Annotated in this window: 15 protein-coding genes; 6 read left to right on the top strand and 9 right to left on the bottom strand. The window is 70.4% G+C overall.

All coding sequences use genetic code 11. The annotated features are described in order from the left end of the window. Positions 1 to 2 precede the first annotated feature (2 nt). The 5 genes from tgmA to AB8735_RS05135 all read right to left on the bottom strand — a co-directional run bounded on the left by tgmA (position 3) and on the right by AB8735_RS05135 (position 3,024). A complete protein-coding gene (gene tgmA / locus AB8735_RS05155) occupies positions 3 to 290 on the bottom strand; it encodes a putative ATP-grasp-modified RiPP (protein WP_344021774.1) in 288 nt (95 codons plus the stop codon). A gap of 362 nt (positions 291 to 652) precedes the next feature. After that, positions 653 to 892, bottom strand: coding sequence for a hypothetical protein (locus AB8735_RS05150; protein WP_344021772.1), 240 nt, complete (start codon positions 890 to 892; stop codon positions 653 to 655). 40 nt (positions 893 to 932) lie between these two features. Then, entirely contained in the window at positions 933 to 1,127 is a 195-nt protein-coding gene (locus AB8735_RS05145; protein ID WP_344021770.1) for a hypothetical protein, read from the bottom strand. A 169-nt stretch (positions 1,128 to 1,296) separates the two neighbouring features. Then, on the bottom strand, positions 1,297 to 1,713 hold the full coding sequence (locus tag AB8735_RS05140; protein ID WP_372405644.1) for a hypothetical protein: 417 nt from the start codon (positions 1,711 to 1,713) through the stop codon (positions 1,297 to 1,299). 111 nt (positions 1,714 to 1,824) lie between these two features. After that, the gene (locus tag AB8735_RS05135; protein WP_344021766.1) at positions 1,825 to 3,024 is read right to left on the bottom strand and encodes a helix-turn-helix transcriptional regulator; all 1,200 of its coding nucleotides are present in this window, start codon (positions 3,022 to 3,024) and stop codon (positions 1,825 to 1,827) included. A gap of 401 nt (positions 3,025 to 3,425) precedes the next feature. Here AB8735_RS05135 and AB8735_RS05130 point away from each other — a divergent pair, with 401 nt between their 5' ends. After that, positions 3,426 to 3,902, top strand: coding sequence for a hypothetical protein (locus AB8735_RS05130; RefSeq protein WP_344021764.1), 477 nt, complete (start codon positions 3,426 to 3,428; stop codon positions 3,900 to 3,902). Positions 3,903 to 4,239: 337 nt separating this feature from the next. Here the strand turns inward: AB8735_RS05130 and AB8735_RS05125 are convergent, their stop codons facing one another. Further along, the gene (locus tag AB8735_RS05125; RefSeq protein ID WP_372405642.1) at positions 4,240 to 4,785 is read right to left on the bottom strand and encodes a hypothetical protein; all 546 of its coding nucleotides are present in this window, start codon (positions 4,783 to 4,785) and stop codon (positions 4,240 to 4,242) included. 427 nt (positions 4,786 to 5,212) lie between these two features. Here AB8735_RS05125 and abc-f point away from each other — a divergent pair, with 427 nt between their 5' ends. Next, positions 5,213 to 6,847, top strand: coding sequence for a ribosomal protection-like ABC-F family protein (gene abc-f / locus AB8735_RS05120; protein ID WP_372405641.1), 1,635 nt, complete (start codon positions 5,213 to 5,215; stop codon positions 6,845 to 6,847). A 12-nt stretch (positions 6,848 to 6,859) separates the two neighbouring features. Here the strand turns inward: abc-f and AB8735_RS05115 are convergent, their stop codons facing one another. After that, positions 6,860 to 7,531: a TetR family transcriptional regulator gene (locus tag AB8735_RS05115; RefSeq protein WP_372405640.1), complete on the bottom strand. Its 672-nt coding sequence runs from the start codon at positions 7,529 to 7,531 to the stop codon at positions 6,860 to 6,862. Between the two features lie 58 nt (positions 7,532 to 7,589). On the opposite strand from AB8735_RS05115, the gene AB8735_RS05110 reads away from it, so the two are divergent. From AB8735_RS05110 to AB8735_RS05095, 4 genes are all read left to right on the top strand, one after another. Next, positions 7,590 to 8,456 (top strand): SDR family NAD(P)-dependent oxidoreductase, encoded by an 867-nt coding sequence (locus tag AB8735_RS05110; protein WP_372405639.1) that lies wholly within the window; start codon positions 7,590 to 7,592, stop codon positions 8,454 to 8,456. Between the two features lie 93 nt (positions 8,457 to 8,549). After that, positions 8,550 to 10,091 (top strand): alpha/beta hydrolase, encoded by a 1,542-nt coding sequence (locus tag AB8735_RS05105; protein WP_372405637.1) that lies wholly within the window; start codon positions 8,550 to 8,552, stop codon positions 10,089 to 10,091. Between the two features lie 20 nt (positions 10,092 to 10,111). After that, positions 10,112 to 11,272: a serine hydrolase domain-containing protein gene (locus AB8735_RS05100; protein ID WP_372405636.1), complete on the top strand. Its 1,161-nt coding sequence runs from the start codon at positions 10,112 to 10,114 to the stop codon at positions 11,270 to 11,272. Positions 11,273 to 11,376: 104 nt separating this feature from the next. After that, positions 11,377 to 11,745, top strand: coding sequence for a VOC family protein (locus AB8735_RS05095; RefSeq protein ID WP_372405635.1), 369 nt, complete (start codon positions 11,377 to 11,379; stop codon positions 11,743 to 11,745). 6 nt (positions 11,746 to 11,751) lie between these two features. Here AB8735_RS05095 and AB8735_RS05090 read toward each other — a convergent pair whose 3' ends face one another. Then, positions 11,752 to 12,747 (bottom strand): phosphatidylserine/phosphatidylglycerophosphate/cardiolipin synthase family protein, encoded by a 996-nt coding sequence (locus AB8735_RS05090; RefSeq protein WP_372405634.1) that lies wholly within the window; start codon positions 12,745 to 12,747, stop codon positions 11,752 to 11,754. 150 nt (positions 12,748 to 12,897) lie between these two features. Next, on the bottom strand, positions 12,898 to 15,813 hold the full coding sequence (locus tag AB8735_RS05085) for an FAD-binding and (Fe-S)-binding domain-containing protein (protein WP_372405633.1): 2,916 nt from the start codon (positions 15,811 to 15,813) through the stop codon (positions 12,898 to 12,900). Positions 15,814 to 15,823 lie beyond the last annotated feature (10 nt).

Here is a 15,823-nt window from a genome sequence, read left to right as displayed (position 1 = left end):
GACTACGCGGCGGCCGGGCCGGCGAGCACGAGACTCGACGCCGGAACCTGCTGAGGGTTGATCTCGGGGAACGCGTACGGGTCGGCCTGCTCGTCCGGGGGGTTGCCGGGCGAGGTGTCGTTGTTCGTGGCCGTGGAGGACGCCGCCATGGGTGTGTCGGCCCAGAGGCCGCCGCCTGAGGTGACGTTCACCTGACGGTCATCGTCATAAGCGAACGACGATTGGTCGATGTGTACTTCGTAGCAGGGTGCCAGTACTTGAGCGCCGAACGGGATCAAGCTCTCGCTCACGGGAACCTCCTGGATTCGCGGACTGGAACTGCTTCGCCTTCCCAACCGTGACGGCTGGGCCGGCGTCTTGCCCGACTCCCTGCCAGGGATGCAGCACACCTGGCAGGGGACGGAGTCTCGGAATGTTCCGGCTCCCCGTGCAGTCGGAAGGGGCGCCCGGCCGACTGTGAAAGCGAAGCGTGGCCGGTCGGGCGTTGCTCCACGAGATCGCCGTCAGCCCTTGCAAGTGGGCTTCGGTGCCTCGGACTTTCCCCTCGCGGAAGATGCCCGCGACGACCTTCTCCGCCCTCGCCGACGGGATACGCAGCACGGGACACGACCGGGGTAAGGCGATCAGCGGCGTAACCTTTGCCCGGTCCGCCTCACTGACGTCTCAGGCGGCCGTCGGACGACGGGACCGTGCGGACAATGGTCACCTCGTCCACAGGCACCGCCCGCTCGACGCCGCTCTGTGCGGGCCGGATGATGGCCATTTCCTTGGAGCGGCGACGCTCCCAGGACGGGGCAGCCTTGTCCTCCCAGCGCGTCAGACGCTTGAGGACCCCCTCACGGCCGGCGCTGTCCCGGACCCACTTTCCGATGTCGTCTTTGCCGACTGCCATGTGCTTCTCCAAGGCCCCTCCCGGGCTGTCCCCTGCCATGTCACTCGGCCTTCGTGTGCTTGTGCTGGACAAGGTGGGCCCTCTTCTTCCGCTCGTGCACGGCAATGAGGTCGGCGTCCCCGTCCCGGCGCGCCCGCTCGATGGCGATGTCGAACCGGCGACAGCCCGTGCAGCCCTCGGGAGCATCCAGTGCAGGGAGATCCCACATGGGAGCCGGAAGCGTGCTCCTGCTCATACGTTCGCTCCTCTCGTGATGCCGCCGTACCGGTTCACGACGAATGGCACACGGCTGCAGACGAGAACGGGTTCCAACGGGGGCACCTCTGACTCCCGCCTCTCCTCGGCGACGGTGGGACGGGCCTCCTCGGGCTGCGCTTCCTTGAGCAAGGTCTCTCTGCGGTAGGTCATCGAACGACCTCGGCCGGGGGTTCTCCGGCCGCGGACCCGAACGGCGGTTCACCCACGTACTCAACGAAGGCCGCCTGCGTCAGCAGCAGCTCCTTGAACTGCGCCTTGTCCTCGGGGGAACCGGCGATTTCGTCCTCGCTGAGGGCGACGACGCCCTCAACTTCACGATCCAAGAGCAGGCGCTCCACCTTGGGCCAGAACTGGCGCCCGGCCCCGGGCGTGGTGGGACCGCAGACGTCGAAGAAGGCGCTGTGCACGTCCCAGTCCTGTGCCTCGGCGAACCGGCGGGCGTGGGCAAGAGCCACGTCCGGGCAACTGTCCCCGCCTACGCGGGCATAGAGCACGACGCTGACCCTGTTCGGGTAGCTGGCCGCGTTCGCGATGTTGCGGCGGCGCGCGGGAGCATCCGTCAACTCTCTCGCCTTCCCCTCCTGTTGGCTGTGCCGAGACACGCTAGGAGGGCTGTGGCGCAGTGTCTGTGGCACTTCCGGTTTCCCTGCCGCGGGAGTGCCACACGAGATCGTTCAGATGGGGAGACGCACCGCCGTAGCCAGGTCGTGCATCTCAGGCGTCAACGTACGGCGCTCCTCGATCACCCGGCGCACGATGTCCCGGGCGAACCGTTGGTTCGGCATCCACTCCGGGGAACGGCGCAGGATGTCCGTCAACTTCTCGACAGCTTGGCCGTAGTTGCCTGTCTTGGCGTGGCTGTCTGCCAGGTCGAGCAGATGACGGTTCCAGTTGTTCGATGTAGGGCGTACGCGCAGGCGCTTCGACTTGCTCTTGGTGATCCTTTCGACCTTGGCGCCGAGTCGGAGCACCACGTCAGGCCGATCAATGATCTGGGCGTTCTCAGCGGTCTTCATCAGGACGGTGAGCGGACCGAAGGTCCTCCCGCTGAGGTGCTGGGGGATCTGATACTCACGGCCGACCGCTTCGGCCGCGGCACGAGCCAGACGGAGAGCGTCCTCGGCCTCCCCGGGCCGGTTGTCCCGGACACAGGCAGCGGAGAGGCGGAGCAGCATCCAACCCCAGAGGGAGAGTTCGGTGGGGGTTGCTCGGGAGATCCGTACCGGCTCGGCGTCGTCCGCCCAGACAGTGGCCAGTTCGCGGGCTTCATCAAGGCGCCCCATGCGGAGCATCATCCAGCACAAGTGATTGACGGTCTCGGTGGCGTGCAGCCGATCACGTGTTTCGTCCTTGGCCCTGTTGAGCGCGTCCTCGGCGTCCTGGAACTGCCGGACCTGGATCATGAGCCACCCGACTCGTTGCAGGAGCCGTACGCGTAGATCGCGCCCCTCCGGCCCGAGGGCATCGGCATCACGGATGAGCGGGGGAAGGACGGTGGCGAGCTCTGCGAACCGGTCCCCGACGAACAGCGGGATCATGGCGTCGAGAGCCGAAGTCATCCCCTCAATGGTCGGAGGCTCGTCAAGCTCCTCCCGCAAGCCCGATGGGGCGTTGAGAGCCTTCCTGACCCCCGCCCAGGTCTCGGCCGTCCCTTCGACTGCCCCCTCCTCTTCGTGGTCTGTCACGAGGGACATCGTGGGCACCCGGAGGGCAGAGGCGAGCTTGCGCCACGTTTCAAGGCGGGCTGTCTCCCGCTCACCTTGTTCGATCTTTCGGAGCAACGACAGGGATACGCCCGACGCTTCGGCCAGCTCCCGCTGCGTCAGGTCACGTCGCTTTCGAGTGGACTTGAGTCGGTCGCTAGCGCTCGTCATAGCACGAGGGTACGCGCATCCGCCAGAGGGGCCGAGGGTCGAACCGACAGCGCTTATCGGCTGGTTGACGAACCCTCTCATCCGCTGTGCCATTGCCGTCATCGGATCGGCAGTGCCATGGCGTGTCCGATGGGTCAGCACCGATCCATGTATTCGCTACTGTTTCGAACATAAGGGCCGGTCCTCCCTGTTTTGGGTGAACCGTTGTCTGGGCTCTGTTCAAGGCTGACGTGCTGCGCTGCGCTGCGCCGACTCCGCCCACCGAGGTGCCGGTTTCGGACCGACAGAGGGGGACTTGTGAGGTCACAATGGGGGCGGCGAGGAGTCCTCAACTCCCTGGCAGTCGTGCGAGAGTTCGACGCCTTATCGAGGGATGCGTACCTCTGAGGGAGGAGAGAAGCATGCGAGTTGGCATCACTGGTCACCGAGGGCTGCCGAGGCCCGTTGAAGAAAAGGTCAAGCATGCGCTGAGGGGTGCGGTGGGGGCGGTACGGCCCGAAGACCTCATTGGTGTCAGCTGCGTGGCCGACGGTCCGGACTCGTGGTTTGCGCGGGCCGTGCTCGATCACGGAGGTTGCATCGAAGTGGTCATCCCGGCACATGAGTACCGCGAGGGTCTACCCCAGTGGCACCATCCGGAATACGACGAATTGATTCAAAGGGCCACAGACGTGCACCACACCAACCTTGTGGAATCAACCTCTTCGGCCCACATGGCCGGCAGCGAACTACTCGTGGGGTTGGTTGACGAACTCATCGCGGTCTGGGACGGGAATCCCGCCCGTGGTTACGGGGGAACTGCGGACGTTGTGGCCTACGCCGAACGTATGGGGGTCCCTGTGCGCGTGCTGTGGCCTGCGGGGGCCACGAGAGATTGAAATGAGCGCCCTTCCAGCCGGGGTGCCGCCGATCACAAGGGCCCGCACGGCGGGCTCTTGTGTCGCTCCTGGAGGGGCGAGAGCGCGCGACGAGAGGTGCGCGGGCGCCTGGGCGGGGGGCCAGGAACACGGGGCCGTCGGCGGCAGCGTCAAAGGAGGCGGCGAGTGGTTCGGGCCTGTCCGCCCTCATGCGTGCCCCCGGTGGGGCGGAGTTCTGTCCGCGGCGGCAGGGACGCGCTCGGCGTACGCACCGCTCAGGGACGCTCCTGTGCGCGGGCCCGCTGCTGTCGAACCGGATCGACAGCAGCACCCGGTCGCTCATTCCGCGGTAATCGCCTCAGCTGAAGCTGACTGCGATGTTGGCGCCCATCGTCCCCATGCCGTTGCCCGTGGAGCAGGTGGTGCTCGTGATGACGGGTGCCACGACGTCCCCGTCGCCGTTCATTGTTCCGCCGGTGATGACGCACTTGAAGGTGACCGCACCGGTGGAGGGATCGGTGTTCACCGTGAACGAGATCGTGCTGTCCGGCACCCCGGCACCGGCCCACTTGATCGTTCCGGTGCCGGTACCCCGGAACAGCAGGCCGCAGGGCCCCGGCCCGCTTCCATTGGCCGTGGCCGAGCCGGTGCCGCTCCCGGTGGCGGACGTCAGGTTCGTGTACTTTCCGTTGGCCGACGTGCAGTTGCCCAGTGACGCCACGACGCTGATCGCCGAGCTTCCGCCGGGCTTGAGCCCCGGGGCGAACGTCATCTTGAACTGCCCCGAGCAGCTCAGGTCACCGGTGGCGGCCTGGGCCCGGCCCACCGCGGGCCCTGTGACCGCCGCTGCGGCCAGCAGGGCTGCGGAACCCGCCCAGATGCCCAGTCGCCTGGCCATGGTCATGCCGTGCATCATGCGCCTCCCTTGTGTTGGGGATACGAGTGTCGGCGGGACGGATGATTCCGTCGCCACTCCTGTGGCGGCGCATCGGCGGACTGCCGGGGGTGCGAACTGTGCACACAGCGGCTCCGGTTGTGCGTGCGACCGCAGTCAGTCGCCCATGGGGCGAAAAGGGCTTGCGGGTGGCTGTGGGGGGCCTGGTACGGTTGCCGTGTTGGTGATCTTTCGTTGAGGAGTTCAGACATGGTGAGTGACGACGACATCTCCGGGTGATACCCGGATGTGATCGACCACCGGTGGGCGCACCTTTGGCAGTGCCGCCGTTGTGGTCACTTCGTCGTTCCCTTTCGCCTGTCTCAGGTGCAGCGCCCTTCACTCAGCGGTTTCCCTGTGGAGTGGCCTGCCGTCTTTCCCTCGTGAGGTCATTTCCATGTCCGATGCTTCTGTCGTCTGCTCTCAGTTGTCCTTCTCCTGGCCGGACGACACTCCGGTCTTCGAGGACCTGTCCTTCACCGTGGGTGTGGGTCGTACGGGTCTGGTGGCGCCGAATGGTTCCGGGAAGAGTACGCTGCTGAAGCTGATTGCCGGTGAACTCCGTCCCAGCGCAGGTTCGTTGACGGTGAACGGTGCGGTCGGCTATCTCCCGCAGACTCTCCCTCTGGCCGGTGAGCCGACGGTGGCGGAGATCCTGGGTGTCGATGCGGTGATCCGTGCGATCGATGCCGTCGAGTCCGGTGACGTGGGCGAGGAGCACTTCGCGGTCATCGGGGACGACTGGGATATCGAGGAGCGCACCCGTGCCCAGCTCGACCGGCTCGGCCTCGACGGTCTCGCCCTGGACCGGACGCTGGGCACGCTCAGCGGTGGTCAGGTCGTCAGCCTCGGACTGGCGGCGCAGCTGCTCGAGCGCCCTGATGTCCTGTTGCTGGACGAGCCGACCAACAACCTCGATCTCGGGGCCCGCCACAGGCTTTATGACGTGCTCTCGGACTGGAAGGGCAGTCTGCTGGTGGTCAGCCACGACCGGGCCCTGCTGGACCGGATGGAGCGTATCGCCGAGCTCGACCGCGGTGAACTGCGCCTGTACGGGGGCGGCTTCACGCAGTACGAGGAGGTGGTGCGGGCGGAGCGGGAGGTTGCGGAGAAGAATGTGCGCAGTGCCGAGCAGGAGCTGAAGCGGGAGAAGCGCGAGATGCAGCAGGCCCGCGAGCGGGCCGAGCGCCGCGCGAGCAACGCGGCCCGCAACCTCAAGAGTGCCGGCCTGCCGCGGATCTTCGCCGGGAACATGAAACGCGGCGCCCAGGAATCCGCAGGCCGCGCGGGCCAGATGCACGCCACCCGCGTCCACGACGCGCAGGCCCGCCTCGACGAGGCGGGACGCGCCGTGCGCGACGAGCAGCGGCTCGTCCTGGACCTGCCCGACACCCACGTCCCCGCCGGACGCACCCTCATCCTCGGCGAACACCTGCAGATCCGCCGCGGCGAACGGAACCTGTTCGCGGGCGACGGCGTCGATCTCACCATCCGCGGACCCGAACGCATCGCCCTCACCGGACCCAACGGCGCCGGGAAAACCACCCTGCTGAAGCTGCTGACCGGTGAACTGGCCCCGGACGGCGGGGAGATCAGGCGTGCCGACGGGCGGATCGCCTCCCTGTCCCAGCGCCTGGACCTGCTGGATCCGGGCCGGACGGTGGCGGGGAATTTCGCGGTGTTCGCTCCGCACCGGTCGGAGGCGGAGCGGATGAACCTGCTCGCGCGCTTCCTGTTCCGGGGCCCGCGGGTGCATCTGCCGGTGCGGGCCCTCTCCGGCGGGGAACGCCTGCGGGCCACCCTGGCCTGCGTCCTGTGTGCGGAACCGGCTCCGCAGCTCCTGTTGTTGGACGAGCCGACGAACAACCTCGACCTGGTCGGCGCGGGTCAGCTGGAGAGTGCCCTGAAGTGTTATCGGGGTGCGTTCGTGGTGGTCAGTCACGACGAGCGGTTCCTCGCGCGGATCGGCGTCGACCGGTGGCTGCGGGTCGCCGACGGCGAACTGACCGAGACCGGGGCCCCGCACGCATGAACCGCTGACACGCTACGCGGCTTCGCCCCCGGCGCTGTAGCCCTGGAGCAGTGCGCCCAGGATGCCGGTCAACCGGGGGGCGACGTCGACGACGGCGTGGGCGAGGTCCGGGTCCGTCTCGTAGAGGCGGCGCAGTTCGGTCCCCGGGGCGGCCATCTGCCACAGTGCTCCGGCCATCGCGGTGGCCGTGGCGACGACGTCGCCGGCCTGGGCCGGGCTCAGTGCGGCCACCCGGCGCAGTGCCTCGCCCACGGCCGCGACCTCGGCGATGGCGGTGACCTTGAAGGACCGGACGCTGTCCAGCGAGACGTTGCGCTCCAGGTTCATCGGCGTGTGGGCGAGGAGGTCGCAGAAGAGGGGGCGCGCCACCAGTGACTCGGCCAGCAGGCCGGCGACCGCGTGCAGGTGCGGCTCCTGTCCCGCGTCGTCCAGGGCGTCGCGCACCGCCTGCGACCACTCCATCCAGCCGGCGGCGGCCAGGCGGAGAAAGATCTCTTCCCGGGTCTCGAAGTAGCGGAGCATCGCCGATTTGTGCATGCCGACCTCGGTGGCGATGTCGGTCAGGGTCACCGACCGGATGCCGTTCGCCGTGGCCAGACGGGCCGCCGCAGCGAGGATCGTGGCTTCTCGGGCGCGCTTGGCCTCGGGGCTGCGGGCTCTTGTGGACTGACTGCGGGTGGCCATGCCGCATTCTAACGCAACCAGGTTGCGGTATTAACGAAACCGTGTTTTGCTATCGCCCATGGCAATCCAGACGTGGTTCATCACCGGTTCGTCCCGCGGCTTCGGCCGCTCCCTCGCGATCACCGCCCTGGAGGCGGGCGACCAGGTAGTCGCCACCGCCCGCAAACCGGAACAGATCGCCGACCTGGTCGAGCGGTTCGGTGACAAGGTCCTCCCGGTCGCACTCGACGTGACCGACGCCGCCGCGGCCGCCGCCGCGCTCGACGCCGCCCGTGACCGCTTCGGCCGCATCGACGTGGTCGTCAACAACGCCGGCTACGCGAACCTCGCCCCGGTCGAGACGGCTCCGGAGGACGACTTCCGCCGCCAGTTCGAGACGAACTTCTGGGGCGTGTACAACGTCTCCAAGGCGGCGCTGCCCGTGCTGAGGGCGCAGGGCGGCGGCATCGTCGTCCAGTTCTCCTCCATCGGCGGCCGGGTGGGCGGCAGTGCCGGCCTGGGCTCCTACCAGGCGGCCAAGTTCGCCATCGACGGCCTCACCCGCGTACTCGCCACCGAGACCGCGCCGTTCGGCATCCGCTGGCTGGTCGTCGAGCCCAGCGGCTTCGCCACCGACTGGGCCGGTGCCTCCATGGAGGTCCAGGACGTCCCGCCGGAGTACGAGGGGACCGTCGCCGCCTTCAACGACAGGCGCCGCGACAGCGTGCACGCCGGAGACCCGGACCGCGCCGCCGGGATCCTGGTCCGCGTGGTCAAGGGTGACCACCTCCCCACGCATCTGCTCCTGGGGGAGAACGCGGCCCGGATGGCGCTCGATCACTCGCGGCGGCAGACCGCCGAGGCCGAGGCCTGGCAGGCCGTCTCCGTCTCCGCCGACTTCGGTGCGGAGTACCCCGTCGAACTTCCGGCGGCGTCCATGGGGTAAACCCCCTTCTCCGACCTGCTGTTGGCCGGATGGTTCCCGGCCGGAGCTGTTCCTTACGGTCGGGCTGTCCATCACTTCAGCCCTGGGAACCACATGCGTCTCGCGCCCGTACTCGCCGTCGGGCTGGGCATCGGCGGCCTGCTCGCCGGTGCCGTCCCCGCCGTCGCGAAGCCCGTCGTACCCCCCACATCCTCCGCCCTGACTTGGGGCCCCTGCCCCGGGGAACAGAAGGAACTCGTCGAAGCCGGCGCGGAATGCACCCACTTGACGGTCCCCCTCGACTACTCCGACCCCGGCGGCCGTACCCTCCGCATCGCGGTCTCCCGCGTCAAGGCCAAGGACCGGGCGCACCGGCGGGGCATCCTGCTGTCGAATCCCGGCGGGCCGGGAGGAGCAGGGCTGGCCACCACGGTGGGGCTGCGCGCGACGCTGGAGAAGGTGGCCGATCAGTACGACCTGATCGGATTCGACCCGAGGTTCCTGGGCGGGAGCACCCCGGTCCGGTGTGATCCGGCGGGCACCCCCGAGCCACCCCGCACGACGACCTCGCCCCGCCTGGACTTCGAGGACGGCGTGCGGCGCTCCCGGTCGACGGCCCTGCGCTGCGCGCGGCACGACGGCAACGCGGCGCTCCTGCCGCACGCTTCGTCGCGCAACGTCGCCCGCGACATGGACGCCATCCGTGCCGCGCTCGGCGAGCGGAAGCTGTCGTACTACGGGGTCTCCTACGGAGCCGACCTGGGCGCCGTCTACACCCAGATGTTCCCCCGGCAGGCCGACCGCATCGTCATCGACTCCTCCACCGACCCCGACGCGACCCAGTACGAGCTGTTCCGGCGGGCGGGCCGGCCGCTGGAGGAGGGGCTGGACGAGTGGGCGGCCTGGACCGCCCGGCGCGCGGACACCTACCGGCTCGGCCGCACCGGCCCCGAAGTACGCGCGACCGTACAGAAGTTGCTCGACGGCGCCGAGCACCGGCCCGTCGCCATCGCGGGCACCCGGCTCGGCGCACCGCTGCTGCGCCTGTTCCTGCGGCAGTTCGTGCAGCACCAGGAGGACAACGTGGCGCTCGCCCGTACGGTACGTACCCTGGCCGACGCCGCCGCGGGCCACGACGCCCGGCCGAATCCGGAACTCGCCGGCATGCTGGACTTCCTCAACTCGCCCGACATCGCCGACTCGATGACCGGCGGGGCCGTCTTCATGTGCGGGGACGCCGGCTGGCCGGCGGGCGGCTGGCCGCGGGACCCGGAGACGTACTGGCGGAACATGGAGCGCAGCCGCGGCGACCAGCCCGTCTTCGGGCCGCTCGTCAACGACATGACCGCACCTTGCGCGTTCTGGCGGACCACGCCCCGGGAGCCCGCCGTCCGCATCGGCAACGACGTGCCCGTGCTCATGCTCCAGGCCCGCAGGGACAACAACGTCCCCTACGACGGGGCACTCGCGCTGCACCGGAAGCTGCGGGGATCCCGCCTGGTGACGGCGGACATCCGCTCGCACGGCGTCTTCGGGCGCGGCGCCGAGCACCGGACGGCGGTGCCGTGCGCCGACCGGGCGGTGACGCAATACCTGGGCGGCGGAGCCCTGCCCGCCGCGGATGTCACCTGCCCCGCCCCGGGCGGGCGGCGATGAGGCCCGGCCGGAGGGCGGTCGTGGCAGCGGCCGCCGGTGCCATCCTCGCGGGCGGTCTTCCCGGCGGAACGGCGGCCGCGGCCCCCGCCGACGGCCGGTTGCAACGCGGCGCCGACGCCATCCGGAACGCCGGTGCCACCGGCGTCCTCGCCGTGCTGCGGAACGGACGGCGCCGCACCGCGGCCGCCTGCTCCGGAGTGGCGGACCTGCGTACGGGCGGCCCGGTGCCCTGGGACGCGTACTACCGCATCGGCAGCGAGACCAAGACCTTCACCGCCGCACTCGCGCTCCAGCTCGTCGGCGAGGGCAGGATCCACCTCACGGACACCGTCGAGCACTGGCTTCCCGGGCTGGTCCGGGGCAACGGCAACGACGGCCGCCGGATCACCGTCGTCAACCTGCTGCGGCAGACCAGCGGACTCAACGACTACGTCGAGCTGCCCGACTTCACCGCCGCCGCCTACCGCGCCACCCGCTTCCGGCCGCCGGACACCCCCGAGCAGCAGGTGGCGGCCGCCCTGCGCAGACCGCCCGCTTGGCTGCCCGGCCGCGACGACCCCGCCGGTGAGCGGCGCTGGGCCTACTCCAACACCAACTACGTCGTCCTCGGCATGCTGTTGGAGAAGGCCACCGGGCACTCCTGGGCCGAGCTCCTCCACGACCGCGTCGTCGAACCCCTCGGCCTGCGCCGTACGTTCACGGCCGGCACCTCGCCGTACGTGCCGCAGCCCACGGCCACCGCGTACACCCGCTTCCCCGGCGACACACGGCCCACCGACACCACCCTCGCCGCACCGGGCGGAGCCGACGGCGGCATCATCAGCACCCCGCACGATCTGACCGCCTTCCTGCGGGCCCTGATGGGGGGCCGGGTGCTGCGCCCCGCGCAACTGGCGGCGATGCGGCGGACGGTGCCCGCGCCCGGCTGGATCCTCGCCCCCGGCGTCCGGTACGGCCTCGGCATCGCCTGGCGCCCGGTGGCCGGCAGCGCCTCCGGCATCTGGTTCCACGGCGGCACCCATCTGGGCGTGGTCTCCGAGAGCGGCGTCACCCCGGACGGCGAACGGGCCGCGGCGGCCGCGGTGTTCACGCTGGACACGGACGAGGCGCGCGGCCGGGCCCAGGCCCTCGCCGGTCTGCGTCTGGTGAACGACGCGCTGACCGGCCCCGGGGGTGGCTGACGGATCCGGCGTCCACGCCGGAGGGTCACGTGCCGGAGCGACACAACTAGCATGTTCTGTCGAACCGTTGACGCATGTGTACCCGTCCCCGAGGAGCCAACGACATGATCATCGCGCTCGATCACGTCCACCTGACGGCCCCCGCCGGCAGCGAGGACCTCCTGCGGGCCTTCTACGTCGGCGCCCTTGGCTTGGTCGAGATTCCCAAGCCGCCCGCCCTGGCCGCCCGGGGCGGCTGCTGGTTCACGGACAAGGACCACCGCGTCCAACTGCACCTCGGCATCGAGGAGTCCTTCCGGCCGCCCGCCAAGGCCCACCCGGGACTGCGCGTCCGGGACATCGATGCCTTCGCCGCCCGCCTCACGGCCCACGGCGCGCCCGTCGTCCGGGACGAACTCCTCCCCGGGTACCGCCGCTTCTACAGCCGGGACCCGGTCGGCAACCGCCTGGAATTCCTGGAACCCCGGCCCTGACGGCCGTCAGTACGGGGTCCCGTCGGCGAAGTCGGTCGCGAAGGTGGACTCGATGCCGTCGAGCACCTCGGGGCTGTTGACGATCAGGCCGAGTTCGCGGTTGTTGTTGAGCGAGTTGTCGGAGAAGTTCTCCGAGCCGGCGAAGACCTTGGCCGTGGCGGTGCCGTGGTCGGCGACGATCGCCTTGGCGTGGATGTAGAGGCCCTCGGTGGAGGAGAAGGTGACGACCTTGCCGCCGGCCTGTTTGACCTGGTCGAAGTAGCCGCCGTAGCTGTCGGGGTTCATGCCGACGACCCGGACGGCGACGCCGCGGCCCTCCGCCGCCACCACGGCGTCGACGAGGGTCTTGTCGCCGAACTCCAGCTGTTCGAGGTCCAGGGAGTGCTGCGCGCCGTTGATCAGGCCCAGCAGGCGTTCCTCCGAGTCGGTGGGCGACCAGACCAGGTGGTCGCCGTCGGAGGGGGTGACAGCGGTTCTCGCGTAGTCCGCGTCGAAGGTCTTCTCTATGGCGGCGACGTCGGCGGCGTCGGTGTCGAAGACGCCGTAGTCGCGGCTGCTCGCGTAGTACTTCGAGTCCAGATTGCCCGTCAGGATCAGGGACTTGGCGCCGTCCACGGTGACGGTCTTCTGGTGGGTGTAGACGTAGTCGGACGAGGAGTAGACCACGCCGACGCCCGCGGCCTTGAGCGCCTTGTAGGCCGAGCCGTTGACGGAGGTGTGCTTGGCGTCCAGGACGACGCGGACCTTCACGCCGGCCTTCTCGCGGCCCACCAGGGCGTCGACGGTCTTGGCGTCGCGCAGCTCGTACATGGTCATGTCCACCGATTTGGTGGCCGAGCCGATGAAGTCGTGGACGGCGGAGTGGTCCTGGCCGGGGAAGACGAGGAGGGCGGAGGCGGGGGCGGACAGGGCGCCGCCGGCGCCTGCCAGGACGGACGCCGAGGACAGCAGCAGGGCGGCCGCCGAGAGGGCGGCCCGGTGGGCGGTGGAGGGTAACGGCATGCCGAACTCCGTTCGCACGCACGGGTGGTGGGGGGATTGCGGTGCGCCTGGGGCGCGTACAGCCCATGATGCGACCGGCGGAGTTTACGCGGGTAGATGCGGAAGGTTAAGTTTTGGCATAGGCACGACAACGGCCTGAGGTTGCTGCTTTCACAGGGCGGCCCGCACGATCTCCAGCGGATGCCAGGCCCTCCGCCCCGTCCCGTGCAGGATCTGCTGGCGGCACGAAGTCCCGGCGGCGACGACCACGGTGTCGTCGGGCTCGGCCCGTACCGCCGGGAAGAGGCGGTCCCCGCCCACGGTCATCGACAGGGCGTAGTGCTCCGACTCGTAGCCGAAGGAGCCCGCCATGCCGCAGCAGCCCGTGTCCGGTTCGACGACCTCCGTGCCGGGAACGGCCTTGAGGAGGGCGACGGTTGCTGCCGTGCCGACCTCGGCCTTCTGGTGGCAGTGGCCGTGGTGGAGCAGACGGCGGCCTGCGGGCCAGGAGTCGGGGCGCAGCCGGAGACGGCCGTCGGCGACTGCCGCCAGGAGCAGTTCCTCGACCTGGCGGACGCGTCCGGCGATGTCCTGGACGACGGGGTCGTCGGGGTGCAGGGAGCGGTGTTCGTCCCGCAGGGTCATCAGGCACGAGGGTTCGCAGCCGACGACCGGCGAGCCGGGGGCGGAGGCGGCGGCGATGCGATGGGCGAGAGTGCGGGCCTGCGCCGCGGCGTCGTCCAGCAGGCCCTTGGAGAACGCGGCGCGGCCGCAGCAGCCGCCGCTCTCCAGGTGGACCTCCCAGCCGCAGTGCTCCAGCAGCTCGATCGCGGCGCGGCCGATGCCCGGTTCGGTGTAGGTGGTGAACGAGTCGGCGAGAAAGGTGAGTTGGCCCTGGGGTGCGGGTCGCAGGGCGCGGTCGCGGCGCCCGGACCAGTGCGTCAGGCTGCGGCGGGCGAAGACCGGCAGCGGGCGGTGCGGAGTGATGCCCAGGGTGCGGTCGAGGAGGGTGCGCAGCAGGGGGATCCGGCCGGGGAGGTTGGACAGCGGCGCGGTGGCGGAGCCCAGCCGGTTGAGGGTGCGGACGGCCGCGAAGACGCGGGAGCGGAGCGGGACGCCGTGCAGGTCGTGGTGGTGGGAGAGGGTCTCGGCCTTGAGGGCGGCCATGTCGACGCCGAGCGGGCATTCGCTCTTGCACGCCTTGCACATCAGGCACAGGTCGAGGATCTCGTGGAGGCGTTCGTCGCCCAGGGCGCGCCGGGGGTCGGGGGAGGAGAGGGCCTTGACGAGGGCGCCGGCGCGGCCGCGGGTGGAGTCCTGCTCCTCGCGGGTGGCCATGTAGGAGGGGCACATGGTGCCGCTGCCGGTCTTGCGGCAGGCGCCGATGTTCATGCAGCGGTCGGCGGCGCCGCGCATGCCGCCGACGACCGGGAAGGAGAGCCGGGTGGGGAGCGGCGCGGCAGGGGGGAGGGCGGCGTCGCGGAGGTGGTCGGTCATGGCGGGGGAGTCGACGATCTTGCCGGGGTTGAGCCGGTTGTCGGGGTCGAAGAGGCGTTTGACCTCGCGCATGGCCCCGTACAGACGGGGGCCGAAGAGCTCGCGGTTGAACTCGCCGCGGGCCAGGCCGTCGCCGTGCTCGCTGGAGTTGACGCCGCCGTACTCGACGACCAGGTCCTTGATCTCCTCGGCGACGGCGCGCATGGTGCGGACCTGGGCGGGGTCGGCGAGGTCGACGAAGGGCCGGATGTGCAGACAGCCGACGGAGCAGTGGCCGTAGAAGCCGGCAGTGAGGCCGTGCCGGTCGAGGACGGCGCGGAAGCGGCGGGTGTACTCGGCGAGGTGCTCGGGGGGTACGGCGGTGTCCTCGACGAAGGCCAGGGGGCGGCGGGTGCCCTCGCCGGCGGACATCAGCAGACCGAGCCCGGCCTGGCGGACCTTGAGCAGCGCGGCCTGCCGGTCGGGGGTGGTGGCGTGGAGGGTGTGGTAGCCGTGGCCGTGGCGGGCCCAGAGGGCGGTGAGTTCGCCGAGGCGGGCGCGGAGTTGCTCCTCGTCGTCGCCGGTGAAGCCGACGAAGAGCAGGGCACCGGGGTCGCCTTCGAGGAGGGCGCCCAGGGAGGCGTATTCGATCTTCTGCCGGGAGAGGTCGAGGATGGTGCGGTCCAGGAGTTCGACGGTGGCGGGGTCGCAGGCCAGGGCGTCCCCGGTGGCCTCGACGGCGGCGGCGACGGAGGCGAAGTGCCCGACGGCGATCGCGGTACGGGCGGGGGCGGGGACGAGGGTGACCTCGGCGCGGGTGGTCAGGGCGAGAGTGCCCTCGGAGCCGACGAGGAGCGCGGCGGGGTCGAAGGAGGCGTCCCCCGCGGAGGGGCCGAGGCGGTCGAGCCGGTAGCCGCAGGCGCGCCGCCAGAAGGCGGGGAAGTCCTCCGCGACGGCACGGGAGTTGGCGGCGAGGATACGCGGGAGCTCGCGGTGGATGCGGCCTTCGAGGGTCGGCGGGCCGGCGCGGCGGGCGCGTTCGTCCTCGGTGACGGGGGCGAGGCGGGCGGTGGTGGCGTCGGAGAGGACGACGTCCAGGGCGCGGACGTGGTCGATGGTCATGCCGTGGCGCAGGGAGCCGCTGCCGGCGGAGTTGTTGCCGATCATGCCGCCGACGGTGGCCCGGTTGCCGGTGGAGGTGTCGGGGCCGAACATCAGCCCGTGCGTGGCAGCGGCCCGGTTGAGCTGCTCCTGGACGACTCCGGGTTCCACCACGGCGGTACGGGCCCCGGGGTCGAGCGCGACGATGCGGTGCATATGGCGGGAGAGGTCCAGGACGAGGCCGGGGCCGACGGTCTGTCCGGCGAGGCTGGTGCCCGCGCCGCGGGCGGTGACGGACACACCGTGTCCGGCGGCCGCGGCGACGGCCGCGCGGACGTCCTCGGCGTGGCGGGGGAAGGCGACGCCGAGCGGGGTGATGGCGTACATGCTGGCGTCGCGGGAGTACAGGTGGCGGGTGTAGTCGTCGAACCGGACCTCGCCGTCGAGGTCGTGCCGCAGCCGGCGGGCGAGGCCGTCGGCCGTGCGGCTGCCGGGAGTTGTCGGGGGCACGGGCGTCTCC

The organism is Streptomyces luteireticuli (assembly GCF_041519305.1).
Classification (GTDB): Bacteria; Actinomycetota; Actinomycetes; order Streptomycetales; family Streptomycetaceae; genus Streptomyces; species Streptomyces luteireticuli.
This window is presented reverse-complemented; position numbering and strand designations above follow the sequence as displayed.

Bases quoted from the DNA above. Each gene is read 5' to 3' on its own strand.
- AB8735_RS05145 (WP_344021770.1), bottom strand. From the start codon at position 1,127: ATGAGCAGGAGCACGCTTCCGGCTCCCATGTGGGATCTCCCTGCACTG.
- abc-f (WP_372405641.1), top strand. From the start codon at position 5,213: ATGTCCGATGCTTCTGTCGTCTGCTCTCAGTTGTCCTTCTCCTGGCCG.
- AB8735_RS05130 (WP_344021764.1), top strand. From the start codon at position 3,426: ATGCGAGTTGGCATCACTGGTCACCGAGGGCTGCCGAGGCCCGTTGAA.
- AB8735_RS05110 (WP_372405639.1), top strand. From the start codon at position 7,590: ATGGCAATCCAGACGTGGTTCATCACCGGTTCGTCCCGCGGCTTCGGC.
- AB8735_RS05125 (WP_372405642.1), bottom strand. From the start codon at position 4,785: ATGACCATGGCCAGGCGACTGGGCATCTGGGCGGGTTCCGCAGCCCTG.
- AB8735_RS05090 (WP_372405634.1), bottom strand. From the start codon at position 12,747: ATGCCGTTACCCTCCACCGCCCACCGGGCCGCCCTCTCGGCGGCCGCC.
- AB8735_RS05150 (WP_344021772.1), bottom strand. From the start codon at position 892: ATGGCAGTCGGCAAAGACGACATCGGAAAGTGGGTCCGGGACAGCGCC.
- AB8735_RS05115 (WP_372405640.1), bottom strand. From the start codon at position 7,531: ATGGCCACCCGCAGTCAGTCCACAAGAGCCCGCAGCCCCGAGGCCAAG.
- AB8735_RS05135 (WP_344021766.1), bottom strand. From the start codon at position 3,024: ATGACGAGCGCTAGCGACCGACTCAAGTCCACTCGAAAGCGACGTGAC.
- AB8735_RS05095 (WP_372405635.1), top strand. From the start codon at position 11,377: ATGATCATCGCGCTCGATCACGTCCACCTGACGGCCCCCGCCGGCAGC.
- AB8735_RS05105 (WP_372405637.1), top strand. From the start codon at position 8,550: ATGCGTCTCGCGCCCGTACTCGCCGTCGGGCTGGGCATCGGCGGCCTG.